General features: G+C 65.5%; 16 protein-coding genes and 1 pseudogene. 8 read left to right on the forward strand and 9 right to left on the reverse strand.

The window, feature by feature from the left end; all coding sequences use genetic code 11:
• The 3 genes and pseudogenes from WBQ44_RS03925 to WBQ44_RS03935 form a co-directional block, all read left to right on the forward strand.
• Window positions 1-299: pseudogene (locus WBQ44_RS03925) on the forward strand (hypothetical protein); the annotation flags it as partial.
• An 85-nt stretch (window positions 300-384) separates the two neighbouring features.
• On the forward strand, window positions 385-918 hold the full coding sequence (locus WBQ44_RS03930; RefSeq protein ID WP_495565430.1) for a MarR family winged helix-turn-helix transcriptional regulator: 534 nt from the start codon (window positions 385-387) through the stop codon (window positions 916-918).
• Between the two features lie 88 nt (window positions 919-1,006).
• Complete coding sequence (locus WBQ44_RS03935; protein ID WP_495565431.1) at window positions 1,007-1,876, forward strand: hypothetical protein; 870 nt, start codon at window positions 1,007-1,009, stop codon at window positions 1,874-1,876.
• Here the strand turns inward: WBQ44_RS03935 and WBQ44_RS03940 are convergent.
• From WBQ44_RS03940 to WBQ44_RS03970, 7 genes are all read right to left on the reverse strand, one after another.
• Window positions 1,866-2,642 (reverse strand): enoyl-CoA hydratase, encoded by a 777-nt coding sequence (locus WBQ44_RS03940; protein ID WP_495565432.1) that lies wholly within the window; start codon window positions 2,640-2,642, stop codon window positions 1,866-1,868. The genes WBQ44_RS03935 and WBQ44_RS03940 overlap by 11 nt on opposite strands.
• On the reverse strand, window positions 2,639-3,547 hold the full coding sequence (mmsB, locus tag WBQ44_RS03945) for a 3-hydroxyisobutyrate dehydrogenase (protein WP_495565433.1): 909 nt from the start codon (window positions 3,545-3,547) through the stop codon (window positions 2,639-2,641). The genes WBQ44_RS03940 and mmsB overlap by 4 nt, the downstream gene beginning before the upstream one ends.
• The gene (locus tag WBQ44_RS03950) at window positions 3,540-4,601 is read right to left on the reverse strand and encodes an enoyl-CoA hydratase/isomerase family protein (RefSeq protein ID WP_495565434.1); all 1,062 of its coding nucleotides are present in this window, start codon (window positions 4,599-4,601) and stop codon (window positions 3,540-3,542) included. The genes mmsB and WBQ44_RS03950 overlap by 8 nt, the downstream gene beginning before the upstream one ends.
• Window positions 4,598-5,737, reverse strand: a complete 1,140-nt coding sequence (locus WBQ44_RS03955) for an isobutyryl-CoA dehydrogenase (protein ID WP_495565435.1) — start codon at window positions 5,735-5,737, stop codon at window positions 4,598-4,600. The genes WBQ44_RS03950 and WBQ44_RS03955 overlap by 4 nt, the downstream gene beginning before the upstream one ends.
• Window positions 5,738-5,740: 3 nt before the next feature.
• Window positions 5,741-7,249 carry a CoA-acylating methylmalonate-semialdehyde dehydrogenase gene (locus WBQ44_RS03960; RefSeq protein ID WP_495565436.1) on the reverse strand — a complete coding sequence of 503 codons (1,509 nt, stop codon included), beginning with the start codon at window positions 7,247-7,249 and terminating at the stop codon, window positions 5,741-5,743.
• Between the two features lie 95 nt (window positions 7,250-7,344).
• The gene (locus WBQ44_RS03965) at window positions 7,345-8,097 is read right to left on the reverse strand and encodes an SWIM zinc finger family protein (RefSeq protein ID WP_495565437.1); all 753 of its coding nucleotides are present in this window, start codon (window positions 8,095-8,097) and stop codon (window positions 7,345-7,347) included.
• Window positions 8,097-10,928 carry a DEAD/DEAH box helicase gene (locus tag WBQ44_RS03970; RefSeq protein WP_495565438.1) on the reverse strand — a complete coding sequence of 944 codons (2,832 nt, stop codon included), beginning with the start codon at window positions 10,926-10,928 and terminating at the stop codon, window positions 8,097-8,099. The genes WBQ44_RS03965 and WBQ44_RS03970 overlap by 1 nt, the downstream gene beginning before the upstream one ends.
• Before the next feature lie 115 nt (window positions 10,929-11,043).
• On the opposite strand from WBQ44_RS03970, the gene WBQ44_RS03975 reads away from it, so the two are divergent.
• The 5 genes from WBQ44_RS03975 to WBQ44_RS03995 all read left to right on the forward strand — a co-directional run bounded on the left by WBQ44_RS03975 (window position 11,044) and on the right by WBQ44_RS03995 (window position 15,450).
• Entirely contained in the window at window positions 11,044-11,985 is a 942-nt protein-coding gene (locus WBQ44_RS03975; protein WP_495565439.1) for an NADP-dependent oxidoreductase, read from the forward strand.
• Between the two features lie 203 nt (window positions 11,986-12,188).
• Entirely contained in the window at window positions 12,189-12,884 is a 696-nt protein-coding gene (locus tag WBQ44_RS03980; RefSeq protein WP_495565445.1) for an HNH endonuclease family protein, read from the forward strand.
• Window positions 12,885-12,894: 10 nt separating this feature from the next.
• Complete coding sequence (locus WBQ44_RS03985) at window positions 12,895-13,710, forward strand: shikimate 5-dehydrogenase (RefSeq protein WP_495565440.1); 816 nt, start codon at window positions 12,895-12,897, stop codon at window positions 13,708-13,710.
• Between the two features lie 52 nt (window positions 13,711-13,762).
• Complete coding sequence (locus WBQ44_RS03990; protein ID WP_495565441.1) at window positions 13,763-14,983, forward strand: benzoate/H(+) symporter BenE family transporter; 1,221 nt, start codon at window positions 13,763-13,765, stop codon at window positions 14,981-14,983.
• 11 nt (window positions 14,984-14,994) lie between these two features.
• Window positions 14,995-15,450 (forward strand): acyl-CoA thioesterase, encoded by a 456-nt coding sequence (locus tag WBQ44_RS03995; RefSeq protein ID WP_495565442.1) that lies wholly within the window; start codon window positions 14,995-14,997, stop codon window positions 15,448-15,450.
• On the opposite strand, the gene WBQ44_RS04000 is transcribed toward WBQ44_RS03995, so the two are convergent.
• Both WBQ44_RS04000 and WBQ44_RS04005 read right to left on the reverse strand, forming a co-directional pair.
• Window positions 15,447-16,469: a phosphotransferase family protein gene (locus tag WBQ44_RS04000; RefSeq protein ID WP_495565443.1), complete on the reverse strand. Its 1,023-nt coding sequence runs from the start codon at window positions 16,467-16,469 to the stop codon at window positions 15,447-15,449. The two genes, WBQ44_RS03995 and WBQ44_RS04000, sit on opposite strands and share 4 nt — an antisense overlap.
• Window positions 16,470-16,550: 81 nt before the next feature.
• A partial coding sequence (locus WBQ44_RS04005; protein WP_495565444.1) for a hypothetical protein occupies window positions 16,551-17,045 on the reverse strand: 495 nt, incomplete at its 5' end.

Raw genomic sequence — 17,045 nt, forward strand, 5'->3', positions numbered from 1 at the left:
CCGGCACCGGCACCGGCACCGGCACCGGCACCGGCCCAGGAACACCGTCGGACCGACGACCACCGCCACCCGACGAACTCTACGAACCGACCTGGTGGGAACGGAACATCACCGACACCGCCACCGACTGGTTCGACGTCATCAACCCGCAATCGATGAAACACGTCCCGAGCCTCGCCGACATCGCCAAACTCACCGACGCCCGAGCCCGCGCCGACGCCATCTTCCTGCGCGCCAGATTCCTCGAACACCGGGCAGTCGTGCGTGAACGCGAAGAACACCGCCCACCGCCATTTTAGAAAGTGCGGCACCTGATCGAGCCGCGTCGAGACCGACTACGCGCTTACCGGTGCCGCCGGTACACGGCATGGGATGATGAACGGCATGTCTGCTTCGTCGCCGCTTCCGCTCGATCCCATCGCAGAGGCCCATCGTCAGTGGACCAAGCACGGGTGGGGCGACGTCGCCGACGGTATGGCCGCCGTAACGTCCCTGATGCGCGCACAGCAGATCATGCTGGCCCGGGTCGAAGAGGTACTGAAACCGACGGGCCTGACGTTCTCGCGATACGAACTGCTGACCCTGCTCACGTTCACCAAAAACGGTGCCCTCCCCATGGCCAAGGCGAGCGCCCGACTGCAGGTGCACCCCACCAGCGTCACCAACGCCGTCGACCGCCTCGAAACAGCCGGTTACGTACGAAGGACACCACACCCGAGCGATCGCCGAACCACCCTGGTGGAGATCACCCAGTCGGGCCGAGAACTGGCAGTCGACGCAACCGAAAAACTCAACGACCAGGTGTTCGGTAAGCCCGGACTCGCGAAAGACAAGCTGACGTCACTGGTTCGCATCCTCGCCGAACTCAGGCGCACCGCCGGGGATTTCGACGACGTGGACACCACACCGGGCTGGTGAGTGACGCCGCCGCGCACGTTCCGTGATGGAATGTCCCTGAACGACGCGACGGGGGTCGCACGTCGGGTGGGAGCGAAAGTTGTTGGTAGTGGGTATCGGCGCGGGCGCACACGGGGCGCGCGCAGTGTTGACCTATAGAGACAGTCCGCATCGAGCACCGGTCGCGTCACGCGTGATCCGCCGGCGAACCGGCCGGTCGCTCACGTCGACGGTCTCCGAGAGTCTTGTGGCGGTTTGCGCGATCGCCGCGAATCTCGGTCTGAACGTGGACCATTCGGCCGTTGCCTACCGCGTCGAAGAAGACGCTGACGCCATCGATGTCCACCAAGACATCGACGCTCACCGGGAGCCTCGGCCCACTTGGCTCGTCCACGAAACCTCAGCGCAATTGCGCTATCTCCGCTACACCGGAACGGTGCCGACCCACGGATCTACCGTGCTGTGCGACCTGGGCAGCACGGGGATGACCGTCAGCGTTCTGGATTTGGCAGCCGGCGCAACCGTGACATCGCGGCGAACCGCCACCTTCTGCGGTGACGACCTCGATCAGCTGCTGCGACGCTACCTCGCGGACAACGGTGTTCGAATCGACATCGAGTCCTCTCGCACGATCAGGGAACGCCTGAGCTCCGCGGCAGTGGTCAGCGCGCGCTGTTCCGAAAACGGTGGCCACCACGTCGTCACCCGAGGGGATCTCGTCGACCTCATCGCCGGACCCGTGCGCCACGCGGCGATGGTGGTGGAACAAACCATTGCGCTGTCGGGCACCGAGCCCGCATCGATCGTTTTGCTCGGCGGCGGCGCCAACATGGGCTCCATCGGTGCGGCGTTCGAACACCGACTCGATCTGCGAACAATCGTCCCGCACCATCCCGAGCAGATCTCCGCGCGTGGGGCGGCCCTGCTGTCCTCGGACAAGCACGGCCGCCGCACCGCGGTGTGGGCTGCTAGCGGTTGACGAACTTCGGCTGACGCTTCTCCACGAAAGCCGACATCCCTTCCTTCTGATCCTCGGTGGCGAACGTCGAGTGGAACAGGCGGCGTTCGAAACGCACACCCTCCGTCAACGACGACTCGAACGAGCGATTGACCGCATCCTTTGCCATCATGGCGATCGGCAGCGACATCTCGGCGATGGTGGTTGCCGTGGCGATGGCATCCACCATCAGATCGGCGGCCGGGACGATGCGCGAAACCAGTCCGGCTCGTTCGGCCTCCTCCACCTTCATGTTTCGTCCAGTCAAGCACATCTCCATGGCCTTCGCCTTACCCACGGCACGCGTGAGGCGCTGCGACCCACCGATACCCGGAATGACTCCGAGCTTGATCTCCGGCTGACCGAACACCGCGGTGTCGGCGGCGATCAGGACGTCGCAGAGCATCGCCAGCTCACATCCACCGCCGAGCGCATACCCCGCTACCGCAGCGACGATGGGCGTGCGCGCTGCGGCCAACCTGTCCCACGCGGTGAAGAAGTCGTCCAAGTACACATCCATGTACGACTTGGGCTGCATCTCCTTGATGTCCGCGCCCGCGGCGAAGGCCCTGTCCGACCCGGTGATGAGGATGGCCCCGATGCCCTCGTCGCGGTCGAATTCGTCGACCACCGAAACGACTTCGCGCATCAGCTGGGAGTTGAGCGCGTTCAGCGCCTTCGGCCGGTTGAGCGTGATGATGCCGACGCGTCCGCGGCGCTCGGTGAGTATGGTCTCGTACTCGGTCATGAAGCGGCTCCTGCGGAACGTGCACGGATGTCGTTGATGATCCCAGAGAAGTCGACATCGGTCCCGCCGCCGGACGTTTCCTTGAAGCGCGCATACAATTCTGCCGCCTGCAGGCCGAGGACACCCTCGACGTCGTTGTCGCGCAGGGCCTTGGCCGCGAGTCCGAGGTCCTTGTCCATCAACGCTGCCGCGAAGCCCGGCTTGTAATCGTTGTTCGCAGGTGATGTGGGAACAGGCCCCGGCACCGGGCAATTGGTCGTCAGCGCCCAGCACTGACCCGACGCCGTCGACGCCACGTCGAACAGCGCCTGATTGCTCAGCCCCAACTTCTCGCCCAGTACGAATGCCTCGCTGATTGCGATCATCGACACACCGAGAATCATGTTGTTGCAGATCTTCGCAGCCTGCCCGTTGCCGGCAGAACCACAGTGGACGACCTTGCGACCCATCACATCGAGAATCGCTGCAGCAGAGGCGAAGTCTTCTTCCGACCCGCCGACCATGAACGTCAGGGTTCCGGCAGTGGCGCCGCCGACGCCACCGGACACCGGTGCGTCGAGACTTCGATGCCCCGCTTCGTGCACCAGCTTGTGGGCAGCATGGGCGTCGGCGACATCGATGGTGGACGAGTCGACGAACAAGGTGTCGGGCGCTGCCGCGGGAAGCAAATCCCTGTACAGGTCGAGCACGAGTCGACCGTTGGGAAGCATGGTGACGACGATGTCGGCGTCTGCAACGGCCGCGACTGCCGTCGGGACAACGACGATCCCGTCCACCTTGGCCTGCTCGAGCGCCGCCGGCGCCAAATCGAAGCCCTGCACGGTATAGCCGGCCTTGACGAGATTGGCCGCCATCGGTCCACCCATGTGGCCGAGGCCGAGGAACCCGATTGTCTTCTCACTCATGGCTTTTGCCTTCCAATCCCAGTTCGTGTTCGCCCAGAGGGGCGAAGTACCGATCCACATCGGCGTCCGTCACGTCGGTCAGCGTCGCAGGCGACCACTTCGGATTCCTGTCCTTCTCGACCACCTGCGCGCGGATGCCCTCGACCAGGTCGTGCGAGCTCAGGCTCGCGACGGACACGCGGTATTCCTCGTTCAGCACCTCTTCGAGGGACGACGCCTTCTCGGCTCGGCGAAGCGACTTCAGGGTCACCTTCAACGACACCGGCGACTTCGCCTCGATATCGTCGGCAGCCTTGGTTGCTTCCGGTACATCATTGCTGCGTAGGCGAGCGACGATGTCTTCGACGGTGTCGGCGCTGTACGCCTCGTCGATCCAACTGCGCGCCGCCGCGAGGGACGACTCGGGTGCGGGCTCGGTGAACTCGGTCAACGCATCGGACAGCGAGGTCGTCGCCAGCGCGTCGTAGAACGCCCCCAGCTTCTCCGACGGAAGAAAATGATCGGCGAAGCCCGCAGCGATCGCGTCTCCCGCGTCCATCCTCGCCGTGGTCAACCCCAGGTGCGCGCCCAGCTGACCGGGTGCGCGAGAGAGCAGATATGTGCCTCCCACATCCGGTACGAATCCGATGCCCACCTCCGGCATCGCGATCTTCGAGCGCTCGGTCACGATTCTGGTGTTCGCGTGCGCCGAGAGGCCGACACCGCCGCCCATCACCACGCCGTCCATGATGGCGACGAACGGCTTGTCGAACCTCGCGATTTCGGCGTTGAGCACGTACTCGTCCCGCCAGAAGTCCTTCGACCCGCTGCCGCCTTCTTTGGCATCGTGGTATATCGACACGATGTCGCCGCCCGCGCACAATCCACGCTCGCCGGCACCGAGCAGCAGAACCAGGTCGATGCTGTCGTCCTCGGCCCACGCGTGCAGCCGCGACGCGATCTCCCGCACCATCGCATGGTTGAGCGCGTTGATGGCTTCAGGACGGTTCAGCGTGATGCGGCCGACGCCGTCGGATTCTGCGAAAAGGACTTCGGGCTCGTGCAATTCGGTCATGCTGCTCCCACAATCGAGCGAGCCACCACGACCCGCATGATTTCGTTGGTTCCCTCGAGTATCTGGTGCACCCGCAGATCACGGACGATCTTCTCGACACCGTACTCCGCGAGGTAGCCGTATCCACCGAGCAACTGCAACGCGTCGTTTGCGACGTCGAAGCCTGTGTCGGTGGCGAAACGCTTGGCCATCGCGCACAGTTCGACCTTGTCCGGCGCATCCTGCTCAAGCGCGTCGGCTGCGCGCCACAGCATCGTTCGCGCCGCCTCCAACTCGGTCTTCATGTCCGCGAGCCGGAACTGCAAGGCCTGGGCGTCGAGCAGCCGCGCACCGAACGCTTTGCGCTCCAACAAATATGCGACTGCCTTGTCCAGCGCGCTCTGAGCACCTCCGATGGAGCAGGCAGCGATGTTCAACCGACCGCCGTTGAGGCCGTTCATCGCGATCCGGAATCCGTTGCCCTCGTTGCCGAGCCGATTTGCCACCGGCACACGCACGTCTTCGAATACGACTTGTCTGGTGGGCTGTGCGTTCCACCCCATCTTCTTCTCGTTCGCTCCGAACGAGAGTCCCGCCGAGTCCTTCGGAACGACGAGCGCCGAAATACCCTTCGGTCCGGCCTCACCGGTGCGAACCATGACGACGTAGACGTCCGAGGCGCCGGCGCCGGAGATGAACTGCTTCACTCCGTTGACCACGTAGTCGTCGCCGTCGCGGACGGCTTTGGTACTCAAAGCCGCCGCGTCGGAACCCGCACCCGGCTCGGTGAGGCAGTAGCTGCCGAGCTGGTCCATCGAGCACAAGCCGGGAATCCATCGCCGCCGTTGCTCGTCGGTGCCGTAGGTATCGATCATCCACGTGACCATGTTGTGGATCGAGATGTACGCGGCGATGGACGGGTCACCCGTGGCGAGCTGCTCGAAGATGCGAGCGGCGTCGAGCCGGGTCAGACCTGATCCGCCGACGTCCTCGCCGATGTAGATCCCGCCCATTCCCAGCGCCGCAGCCTTGCGGAGCACATCAACCGGGAAGTGCTTGCTCTGATCCCATTCGACCGCGTTGGGGGCCAGGAACTCGTCGGCGAAATCCCTGGCCGTCTCGTTGATGGCGCGTTCGTCCTCGGTGAGTGTGAACATCGATCAGTCCATGTTCGGGATGACGAAGTGGTTGGACACAGCAGCCTCTTTGGTACCGGACGGCCACCGCTGCGTGACGGTCTTGGTCTTGGTGTAGAAACGCACCGAGTCCGGTCCGTGCTGGTTGAGATCGCCGAAGCCGGAACGCTTCCAGCCACCGAACGTGTGGTACGCGATCGGCACCGGGATCGGTACGTTGACGCCCACCATGCCGACCTGCACGCGCGCGCAGAAGTCGCGGGCCGTGTCGCCGTCGCGGGTGAAGATGGAGACGCCGTTGCCGTACTCGTGCTCCGACGGAAGACGCAGTGCATCCTCGTAGTCCTTGGCGCGCACGACGATCAGGACGGGCCCGAAGATTTCTTCCTTGTAGATCCGCATGCCCGTGGTGACCTTGTCGAACAGCGTTGCACCGGCGAAGAATCCGTTCTCGTGCCCCTCGAGGCTGAAACCGCGACCGTCGACGACGAGCTCTGCGCCTTCGTCGACGCCGATCTGGGTGTAGTCGTTGACGCGCTTCAATGCGTCGCTACCGACGAGCGGGCCGAAGTCGGCATCCACGTCGTCCGAGCGGCCGATCTTCAACTTGGCAACCCGCTCGGTCAGCTTGGCGACCAGAGCGTCCGCCGTCTCCTCGCCCACGGGAACAGCAACCGAGATGGCCATGCAGCGCTCACCGGCAGAGCCGTATGCGGCGCCGAGGAGGGCGTCGGCAACCTGATCGAGGTCGGCGTCGGGCATGACGAGGGCGTGGTTCTTGGCGCCACCGAAGCACTGTGCGCGCTTGCCGTTCTTGGCTGCCGTTTCGTAGATGTACTGCGCGATCGGGGTGGACCCGACGAAGCCGATGGCCTTGACGCGATCGTCGTTCAGCAGTACGTCGACGGCGTTCTTGCCGCCGTTGACGACGTTGAAGACGCCGGGCGGGAGTCCTGCTTCGAGGAAGAGTTCAGCGAGCTTGAGCGGCACGGACGGGTCGCGCTCGGACGGCTTGAGGATGAAGGCGTTGCCACAGGCGATGGCTGGGCCCGCCTTCCACAGTGGGATCATCGCGGGGAAGTTGAACGGGGTGATGCCCGCGACGACGCCGAGCGGCTGGCGCATGGAGTAGACGTCGATTCCGCCGCCTGCACCCTCGGTGTACTCGCCTTTGAGCAGGTGCGGGATGCCGACCGCGAACTCGACGACCTCGAGGCCGCGCTGGATGTCGCCCTTGGCGTCGGCGATGGTCTTTCCGTGCTCGCTCGAGAGCAGTCGAGCCAGCTCGTCCATGTCGCGGTTGATCAGCTGCAGAAATTTCATCAGGACGCGGGCGCGACGCTGGGGGTTCCAGCTCGCCCACTCGACCTGTGCCTGAGCAGCGTCGGCGATCGCGGCCTCGACCTCGGCGTCACTGGCCAGCGGCACCTTTGCCTGGACCTCGCCGGTGTTGGGGTCGAAGACGTCGCCGAAGTTGCCCGACTCCCCCGAGACGTGCTTTCCACCGATGAAATGCGTGAGTTCGCGAGCCATGTGATCCGTCCTAACGATTGCGATGCAATGAATGCGCCCATCCTATAGTCGGACGTCCATGTATGTCTACAGAACGGGCACACACCCCGCGGTGCTCACAGTCGGCGGTAGATCGCCGCGAGATCGGTGACGGCCTGGCTGACCTCGGACTCCTCGGACCCACTCGCTCGGAACACCCGACGCAGAATCAGCGGGTCCAGGTCGTCCATCGCAGCCGAGAAGTCGAGTTTCGGCAGCGCCGGCAGCGCTGCGTCGTCGCCGAACCAGTCGTCGCGGTCGAACTCCACTTCCGCATCTCCGACGCCTTCGATCAGCAGATCGAGATCGACGCCACGGAGGGTCAGAATGGTTGTCGCCGACGCATCGATGTGCTCGGCGGCGATGTACATCAGGGCAGCCGCGTGCTTGCACGGCCACCCATCGTCCGGACACGAGCAGTCGAAATCGAGCTGCCCCTGATGGTGCGGCAGGAGGGTCGACGCCAACGCCTGCGGAACCGCATTGGATGCGAGTTCGGCCAACATGCCGGGATTCGCTCGCACGCGGTCTATCAGCGCCGCGACCTCGCCCTGGGTGAGCGGGTCGACGGTGACGGACGCAGAGAAGGGCTCGAGCTGACTGCCCTGCACTTCGCCGTAGATCTGCCCGCGTTCGACGCCGAGGTTGAGCACCTGACCCTGCCGCGCGTACGTCCTGCCGCGGGCGATGCGGCCCGGGTCGGCGAGTTCTTCCATGGCCGTGACGAAGTGCCTACCCCACCACGTCTCGCCGAAGGACCCGCGTTTGCTGCGAGCCTCGATGCCGCCCTTCGCCTTTCGCCGCTTGCCGTACTGACTGTAGTCGACCATCACTCACCCACCGCGTCGTCGCCGAGGCGGAAGAGCTCTCGAAGTTCGGCGGTGTTCATCTCGGTCACCCAGCTTTCACCGGTACCGACGGCCAGGTCCGCGAGGTCCTGCTTCGAGCCGAGCATGGAATCGATGCGCTCCTCGACGGTTCCGACACACAGCAACTTGCGGACTTCGACGTTGCGGCGCTGACCGATGCGGAAAGCGCGGTCCGTGGCCTGGTTCTCGACCGCGGGGTTCCACCAACGGTCCAGGTGCACCACATGATTCGCTGCAGTCAGATTGAGCCCGGTGCCGCCCGCCTTGAGCGAGAGCAACATGACGGGTGGGCCGTCCTCACCCTGGAATCTCTCGACCATCCGGTCTCGCTTGGCCTTGCTGACGCCACCGTGCAGGAACGGAACCTCGGTGCCGAAACGCTCGGCGAAATACGGCGCGACGATCTCCCCGAACTCTCGAAACTGCGTGAACAGCAACGCCTTTTCGTTGTCACCGAGAATGGAGTCGAGCATGTCCTCGACGAGGCCGATCTTCCCGGACCGATGCTGCCCGCGTTTGAGCACCGGCGACCCGTCGGAGAGAAAATGCGCCGGATGGTTGCACACCTGCTTGAGCCTCGTCAGCGCCGACAGCACAGCCCCCTTGCGCTTCATTCCCTTCGCGTCGGCGATCTGCGCCATCATCTCGTCGACGACGGCCTTGTACAGAGCCGCCTGTTCCGCGGTGAGATTGGAGCGCACCGTCATCTCGTTCTTGTCCGGGAGGTCCGAGATGACCGTCGGATCGGTCTTGACGCGTCGCAGGATGAACGGTGAGGTGACGGCACGCAACCGGCTCACGGCGCCCTCGTCCTGCTCGCGTTCGATCGGGACGGAGAACCTGTTGCGGAAGTCGGACGGCGAACCGAGCATTCCGGGGTTCGCGAAGTCGAGGATCGAGCGGAGCTCGTCGAGGCGGTTCTCGACGGGTGTGCCGGTGAGCGCCAGCTTGTGCTCCGCAGGTATCGCCAGTGCAGCCTTGGCCGCAGCCGTGCCGGAGTTCTTGATGTGCTGGGCCTCGTCGAGCACCACCCGGCGCCACGTCTGCTCGGACAGCTGGTCGCGGTCCCTGGCCATCAACGCGTAGGTCGTCACCACCAGGTCGTGCTGCGCGATCGCGGTGTCGAGTTCGGCACCCTTCGCGCGGGCCGCGCCGTGGTGCACCAACACCTTCAGGCCCGGGGTGAACCGGGCGGCCTCACGCTGCCAGTTTCCGACCACGGACATCGGTGCGACGAGCAACGTGGGCAACGGACTGCGCTCGTGCGCCAGCAACGTGAGCACCTGCAGCGTCTTGCCCAAACCCATGTCGTCGGCCAGCACGGCTCCGAGACCGAGCCTGCTCATGAAGGCCAGCCAGTCCACGCCCCGTTCCTGGTACGGGCGCAGGGTCGCGCGCACACCCGCGGGTAGCGGGATCGATTCCGGTTTCGCACCGGGTTGGAGAAGCGCCGCGGCCCACCCCGTCGCGCGGATGTCCTCGACGGGCGCCGGCGGTGGGTCGGCGAGCGTCATCTCACGCATCAAGGCGCCCAGCGGAGTGCCGTCGCCGTGGTGCTGAGCAACGTATTTGGCCGCGCGTGCCAATTGGCCGCCGTCCGCGAGCACCCACTGTCCGCGAAGCCGAACCAGGTCGCCTTTCGCGACCGCGAGGCGGTTCATCTCGGCCTCGGTGAGCACCATGTCGCCGAGCTGCAATTGCCAGTCGTACGAAACGAGTTCGTCCATCCCGACGGCCCGGTCGGTGGCCGCCTTGGTGACCGACGGCGAGTCGACACGCAGCCGCATCGACGGGTCGAGGCGAGTCCACGCGCGCGGCAACAAAACCGTTGTACCCGCGGCCTGCAGCGCTGTCGCACCGTGCTCGACGAGATCGATGACCACCGACGTCGGAAGCAACAGATCCAGGGCGCCGTCGGGGCTCGGCAGTTCCCGCAGAAGCGGGTAGGCCGCGACCGCCTCACCGAGCTTGCGCACAGCAGTACCGATCAGGGCTGCGTCGACGCGACGCCCGAGCGGTACCGGGAGCGGAGCCTCGCCGTCGACGCGCAGGCACACCTGCAGCGTCCACAGCGGTTCGTCCTCCCCCTCCGAATCGCCACCGACTTCGGCTCCGCCAAGCTCGTCGTAGTCGGGCTCGAGCAAGCGCAGCACCAGCTGGGGTTCGTCGACGGTGAGGCTCGCTCGCCACTTGTCGAGCAGCGTCGCCGTCTGCTGGGTGCCGTCGGGGTAGGCATCGTCACGAATCAACGCGGTCAGCAGGGGATGATCCGAATCCGGCCGCCCCACAATCGATCTGACGATGGGGTCGGTGAGTTCGTCGAGAAGATCCTCGAGTATCTTCTTCGGTCGCCCCTCCGCCCGCTGAACGGACGGCATCACCACCGACAGTTCGCTCAGCCACGCCCGCTGGCGTTCACCGCCGACCAGACGCCACCGTGGCCACCACTGTCCGTCGATCAGCACCAGCGCCGGCACCACACGCCCGGCGCGCACCCATTGCTCGATGCCGCGCGCGACGTGGCCCAGATAGCGCAGGTCGCCCGAGATGGCGTCGTGCGACGAGGGGGTGCGCAGAAGTAGATCTGCAGCGTCTGCCGGCGCCAGCGCGATCGCCCGCTTGCTTTCCGGTTGCGGTGCCCGCCCGTCGACCGGTGGCAGCGATACCGACACCCGATGACGGAAGGTACGGCGCACCACGTGCGCGTGCGCCGGCGGTAGCTCGTTGTCGCCCTGCGGTTCGTCGTGCCACAGCATGAGGCCGCCGCCGGGGGACCAGAGACCGTGCAGCATCCGTACATCCAATCATCGAGTTCGGCCCAGCGAGTTTGCACAGTCGGTTTTTGCACAGTCGGTTTTTGCACAGTTGTTTTTTGCACGGTGGCTCTTGGCACAGCACAGTAGGTAGATGATCGCCTATGGATTCAGTGAATACGGCGGCCCGGGCACCGAGCACGTACTCGACATTCCTATCGCCGATCCCGGGCAGGGCCAGTTGCTGGTGGCGGTTCACGCGGCGGGAGTCAACCCCGCCGATTGGAAGGTTCGTTCGGGCCTACGCAAGGACGTGGCACCTGTGACGCTGCCCGCGGTGCTCGGCCGTGAAGTCTCGGGGACGGTCGTTCAGGTGGGCGTCCACGCCGACGGGTTCTCGGTGGGTGACCGAGTCTTCGGCGCAACGGCGACGGGGCACGGCGGTTACGCCCAGTACACGGTGCTCGATGCTGCCGAAACCGCACACAAGCCCGACGACGTGTCGTTCGCGGCTGCGGCCACCTTGCCCGTTGCCGCCGGAACCGCCGCCGACGCCCTCGACCTGTTGGGGCTACGGAAAGAAGACACCTTGCTGGTGCTCGGCGCAGGTGGCGGTGTCGGCTCCACCGCGTTGCAGCTCGCACGCGCCGACGGAATCGCGGTGATCGGGGTGGCCAGCGCCCGGAAGCGCGAGCTCGTGGAAAGCCTCGGAGGCGTCTTCGTCGAATCGGGCGAGAACTTCGTCGAGCGCATCGCCGCCGACGTGGACGCAGTGTTCAAGGTGGACGCAGTGTTCAAGGTGGACGCAGTGTTCGACCTGGTCGGAGGTGACACGTTGCGGCGAGCCGCGGAGTCGGTTGCGGCCGGAACCCCGATCGTGAGCGTTGCCGATCCGGTGCTCGCCGGTTCCCTCGGAGGATCGGGAGTGCGGCGCGATCGATCCTCTGCTGCCTTCGCTCGGCTCGCCGAGCTCGTCGGCACCGGCGTGCTGCAGCCGCGCATCGAGCACGTGTACCCCCTCGACCGCGCGGGCGAGGCGCTGGCACTCGTCGAGGAAGGACACGCAACCGGCAAAGTGGTCATCGCTGTCGAGTAACGGGGCTGTCGAGTAACGGGGCTGTCGAGTAACGGGGCTGTCGAGTAACGGGGCTGTCGAGTGACGGGGCCGTCGAGTGGCCGGCTCCCGAGTGGTCGTGTCGGTGTCGTGCGGCACACTCGCCGAGGACCCTGCCCTGATGGGTGCGATCGATGAACCGAGACTGTGAGGTGTGAGTGAAAAAGCTCCGTGTGGCGCTGCTGATGGTCGCCGCCGCTGTGGCGATGACGGCGTACGGAGCCTGCGGCACCCAGAACATTCCAGGGTTCTCGCCGCCCCCACCCGCACCCGGAAGCCCGACGCAGACGCAGATCGACACCCTTCTCGGGCAGGTCCGGGTCGTCGCCGAACGACCGGATGCGTTCGGATACGAACGCGGCTGCAAGGCCGGTGAGGGCTGCGTGTTCGGACCGGCCTGGACGGACGACTACGACGGCCCGGGCGGACACGACGGCTGCGGCACGCGCGACAACGTGCTGGCGCGCAGCTTGACCGACGTGGTGTTCCGCGACGGCACCCGCAATTGCGTCGTCATCGAGGGCACACTGGCCGATCCTTATTCGGGGAACGTCCTCGATTTCACCAAGGCCGACGCAGGCAAGATCCAGATCGACCACGTCTACGCACTGTCGGCAGCCTGGGACATGGGCGCGCACGAGTGGTCCCTCGACAAGCGTGTGCGGTTCGCCAACGACATCGATTTCAACCTGTTGGCCGTGGGCGGTGACGAGAATCAGGTCAAGAGCGACAAGACTCCCGCGGAGTGGCTCCCGTCGAACGCGGCGTACCAATGCTTCTTCGCAGGCAAGTACCTTTCGGTCGCAGCACAATACGACCTGCCGATCACTGCGTCGGATCAGGACACGCTCGCGTCGGTATCGGAGCGGTGCCCGGCGTAGACTTTTCGGAATGTCGCGCAGCTTCTTGAACCGGGAAACCCAGCTCTGTATGTCGTTGTCCGGACGCCCAAGCAACATCGGCACCCGCTTCCACAACTATTTGTACGACGAGCTCGACCTGAACTTCGTCTACAAGGCGTTCACGACGACCGATCTGCCCGCTGCCATCGGAGGTGTCCGCGCCCTGGGCATCCGGGGTTGCGCGGTGTCGATGCCGTTCAAGGAGAACGTCATCGCATTGGTCGACGTGATGCACGGTTCGGCGAGCGCCATCGACTCCGTCAACACCATCGTCAACGAGAACGGCGAACTGCACGCTTACAACACCGACTATCAGGCCGTCGCGACGTTGCTGCAGAAGGCCGACTTCAACGTCGACGGTTCCGTCGCGGTGACGGGCAGCGGCGGTATGGCCAAGGCAGTCGTTGCCGCCCTTCGCGATTCGGGCTTCACCCGCGGAACGGTCGTCGCCCGCAACACCGAGACGGGCCCGGCGCTCGCCGAAGCCTACGGTTACGAATGGGCGCCCGACGCCGTAGCCGCGGATCTACTGGTCAATGTCACCCCGGTGGGCATGGCAGGCGGACCGGATGCCGACGCCTCCCCGTACTCCGACGAGCACATCGAGGCGGCGCACGCGGTGTTCGACGTCGTCGCGATGCCGTCGGAAACGCCGTTGATCGTCAAAGCACGCGCCGCGGGCAAGCCGGTCGTGACCGGCGCGGAAGTCATTGCGCTGCAAGCTGCCGAGCAATTCGTGCTGTACACCGGCGTGCGACCGACCGACGAGCAGATTCGGCGGGCGTCGGAATTCTCCCGGGCCTGATCGAGGCAAGCGGACCTCCGACGACAGCGGCGTGCTGGCATGATGAACAGCCGTGCCCGAGCAACCGAACGACACAGACTCGCAGGACGTGGGACGCTCCCAACCCGTACTCGCGGGGATCGTCGCTGCACTCGTCGGATTCACCAGCTCGTTCGCCGTCGTGCTCACCGGTCTGCGCGCAGTCGGCGCCTCACCGACCGAGGCTGCGTCGGGCCTTCTGGCAGTCTGCGTCACCCAGGCAGTCGGGATGCTCTGGCTGTCCCGGCACTTCCGGCAGCCGATCACCCTCGCATGGTCGACGCCCGGAGCGGCGCTTCTGGCGGGCACCGGGACGGTTGCGGGTGGGTGGCCGGCCGCAGTCGGCGCCTTCGTCACCGTCGGATTGCTGATACTGCTCACCGGGTTCTGGCCACGACTCGGCCGCCTGATCGCGTCCATCCCGACGACGCTCGCGCAGGCCATGCTCGCCGGCGTAATCCTTCCGCTGTGCCTCGCACCGGTGACAGCGTTCGCCGACGAACCCCTTGCCGTCGGGCCGGTCGTCGTGACATGGCTGATTCTGCAACGCTATTCGAAGCGATGGGCGGTACCCGCCGCGTTCGGCGTTGCCGCCATCGTCATCGCCGTCGGACTCGCTCGTGGTGACGACACCCTCGCGTTGTCCGATCTGATACCCCGGCTCGATCTCACTGTGCCGCACTGGACGTGGCAGGCAATCGTCGGAATCGCGCTGCCGCTGTACATCGTCACGATGGCATCGCAGAACATCCCTGGCACCGCCGTCATGAAGTCCTTCGGCTACGACGTACCGTGGCGATCGTCGATGACCGTGACGGGAATCGGAACCATCGTCGGCGCGCCCGCGGGCGGCCATGCCATCAATCTCGCCGCCATCAGCGCCGCGCTCGCCGCCGCACCTGCCGCTCACCCGGACCCACGAAAACGCTGGATCGCCGCAACCACCGCCGGCTATGCCTACCTCGTGCTTGCGCTCGCCTCTGCCGCAGTCGCGATGCTCGTAACCGTCGCTCCGGTAGGCCTCGTCGAAACCGTCGCCGGCCTGGCGCTGCTGGCCACCCTCGCCGCTTCCCTCGCCAGCGCGCTCCGAACCGAAAACGACCGCGAGGCAGCCATTTCCACTTTCCTGATCGCCGCCTCCGGCATCACGATCGCGAGCATCGGCTCCGCGTTCTGGGCGCTGCTGGCCGGCCTGATCATCCGGTACGTACTGACGACCGCCCGGCCCACGCACCAGGCCGGTCCCTCGCACTAGACTCTGACACCATGACTGTCGCCGACGCCGAGCTCGACACCGCCGCCCAGTACCCCGCACTCTGGCCCGTCGGAACACGCTGGGACGACAACGACCACTACGGCCACGTCAACAACGTCACCTATTACTCGTACTTCGACACCGCGGTCAACGGCTGGTTGATGCAGACCACCGGGGTCGACATTCGGGAACTCCCCGCCATCGGAGTCGTCGCCGAGACGTCCTGCCGCTACCGCCGCGAACTGTCTTTCCCCGACACCCTTCAGGTGGGCCTGTCGGTCGAGAAGCTCGGAACACGCAGCATCGTCTACGCGCTCGCGTTGTTCCGCGACGCTCCGGGCGACGAACTCGAACTCGCGGCCACCGGGCGATTCGTGCACGTGTACGTCGATGCCGTCACCCGGCGACCGGTGGCCATTCCCGTCGAAATCGAAGCAGCGGCCCGAACCCTGGTGATACCGAGCTAGATGCCGATCTCGTCGGCCGTCGACACCGCACGCGCCACGATGTCGTCGATCAACGACGTGGTCGGTGACCCGGCGCCTGCCCTGTTCCGCGCATCGGCTTCGGCTCGGCGCATCACACCCTCCGCGATGATCGACAACTTCCACAGGGCCAACACCTGCCAGAAGCCCACCGAGGAGACATCGCGTCCGGTCTGCGCGGCGTACTCGGCGGTCAACTCGTCCCGAGTGGGAAACCCGGGAAGCGTCGAGACCATGAACGGGCCGGCCACCGCGTCGCCATTCTCCGGCCAGTAGGCCAGCAGGCCGCCGAGGTCCGCGAGCGGATCTCCGAGTGTGCACAATTCCCAGTCGACGACGGCGACGATCGAACCGTCCGCCGGCGAGGTGATGACATTGTTGAGATGGAAGTCGCCGTGCACGAGCGTCACTTCACGCTGCTCCGGAACGTTCGCCGCAAGGCGGGCAGCAAGCTCGTCGATCGCGGGCACCTCTCGCGCCTGCGAGTTCTGCCACTGCGTCGTCCATCGCTGGAGCTGGCGCTGGGCATAAGGTTTGCGGCCGGCCAGATCACTCAACCCGACGGCCTCCAAGTCGACCCGGTGGATATCGCCGAGTGCGCTCGTCATACTCCGCCCGACCGCGGCGCGCAGTTCCTCCGTCATCCCCTGCGCTGTGTGCATCGAATCGAGCACGACTCCGTCGACGAAGTCCATCAACACCAGCGGTACATCCGACACGGCCGGGTCCTGGGTCATCGCAACCATCCGGGGAACCGGAACGCCGGTGTTCTGCAGCGCAGACAGGATTCGATACTCACGTGCCACATCGTGAGCGGACGCCAAGAGCTGTCCGAGCGGCGGCCTGCGCAGCACCCACCGCTTGCCGTCCGCATCCACGACGGCATAGGTGAGATTGGACTGTCCGTTGCCGACGCGAGTGAAGGTCAAGGGCGCCCGCGCACCCGTACCTACACTTTCGACCCATCGGGAAACCGCGGAGAAGTCCACATCTGTCGTCATCGAATTCCTCTCGTGTACAGACAACGCCGCCGCATCGACCCGGTGGGTCGATACGGCGGCGTTCGGTTCTGTTCAGGGTTGCTAGCTGGCGCGCAGGTAGGCGGTGTTCCGTGCTGCGGGTGCTGCGGGTGCTGTGGGCGCTGTGGGTGCTGCGGGTGCTGCAACAAAATCGCGGCGTGCTGCGATTTCGTCGACGTTGCCCACGAGCAGGGACACCACTGCGCTCGGCTCGCTGCGGAAGGCGTTGCCGATGGTGCGCAGCTCGGCGGAGGCGAAGAGCCCGCTCATCTCCAGGGCTTCGACCCACTCGTCTATTGCGTCTTCCGTCGCGGCGGGGACCGACTCGTGATCGAGCTGCGCTACCTCGAACTCGTAGCAGAAGAAGGCACGCATCATCTCGAGCTGGTTGTGCGAGAGGAGGCTGCTCTGTGCCCGCGTAGCCGAAGCGGAGACCGTATGAACCGGCACTGCAGGCGTCGTGACTGTGGAACGGGTGTCTGCGAGGGTCATGATTTCTCCTTCGATCAGCTTCGCCGTGCGGCCACTGACGGTGGCATCTTCGGCACCGTGTTCGAA

Source organism: Rhodococcus sp. (in: high G+C Gram-positive bacteria), assembly GCF_049591685.1.
Lineage (GTDB): Bacteria > Actinomycetota > Actinomycetes > Mycobacteriales > Mycobacteriaceae > Rhodococcoides.

What these genes read in the sequence shown, in the direction of transcription:
- WBQ44_RS03930 (WP_495565430.1), top strand. Translation starts at nt 385, where the DNA reads ATGTCTGCTTCGTCGCCGCTTCCGCTCGATCCCATCGCAGAGGCCCAT.
- WBQ44_RS03940 (WP_495565432.1), bottom strand. Translation starts at nt 2,642, where the DNA reads ATGACCGAGTACGAGACCATACTCACCGAGCGCCGCGGACGCGTCGGC.
- mmsB (WP_495565433.1), bottom strand. Translation starts at nt 3,547, where the DNA reads ATGAGTGAGAAGACAATCGGGTTCCTCGGCCTCGGCCACATGGGTGGA.
- WBQ44_RS03950 (WP_495565434.1), bottom strand. Translation starts at nt 4,601, where the DNA reads ATGACCGAATTGCACGAGCCCGAAGTCCTTTTCGCAGAATCCGACGGC.
- WBQ44_RS03955 (WP_495565435.1), bottom strand. Translation starts at nt 5,737, where the DNA reads ATGTTCACACTCACCGAGGACGAACGCGCCATCAACGAGACGGCCAGG.
- WBQ44_RS03960 (WP_495565436.1), bottom strand. Translation starts at nt 7,249, where the DNA reads ATGGCTCGCGAACTCACGCATTTCATCGGTGGAAAGCACGTCTCGGGG.
- WBQ44_RS03965 (WP_495565437.1), bottom strand. Translation starts at nt 8,097, where the DNA reads ATGGTCGACTACAGTCAGTACGGCAAGCGGCGAAAGGCGAAGGGCGGC.
- WBQ44_RS03970 (WP_495565438.1), bottom strand. Translation starts at nt 10,928, where the DNA reads ATGCTGCACGGTCTCTGGTCCCCCGGCGGCGGCCTCATGCTGTGGCAC.
- WBQ44_RS03975 (WP_495565439.1), top strand. Translation starts at nt 11,044, where the DNA reads ATGATCGCCTATGGATTCAGTGAATACGGCGGCCCGGGCACCGAGCAC.
- WBQ44_RS03980 (WP_495565445.1), top strand. Translation starts at nt 12,189, where the DNA reads ATGGTCGCCGCCGCTGTGGCGATGACGGCGTACGGAGCCTGCGGCACC.
- WBQ44_RS03985 (WP_495565440.1), top strand. Translation starts at nt 12,895, where the DNA reads ATGTCGCGCAGCTTCTTGAACCGGGAAACCCAGCTCTGTATGTCGTTG.
- WBQ44_RS03995 (WP_495565442.1), top strand. Translation starts at nt 14,995, where the DNA reads ATGACTGTCGCCGACGCCGAGCTCGACACCGCCGCCCAGTACCCCGCA.
- WBQ44_RS04000 (WP_495565443.1), bottom strand. Translation starts at nt 16,469, where the DNA reads ATGACGACAGATGTGGACTTCTCCGCGGTTTCCCGATGGGTCGAAAGT.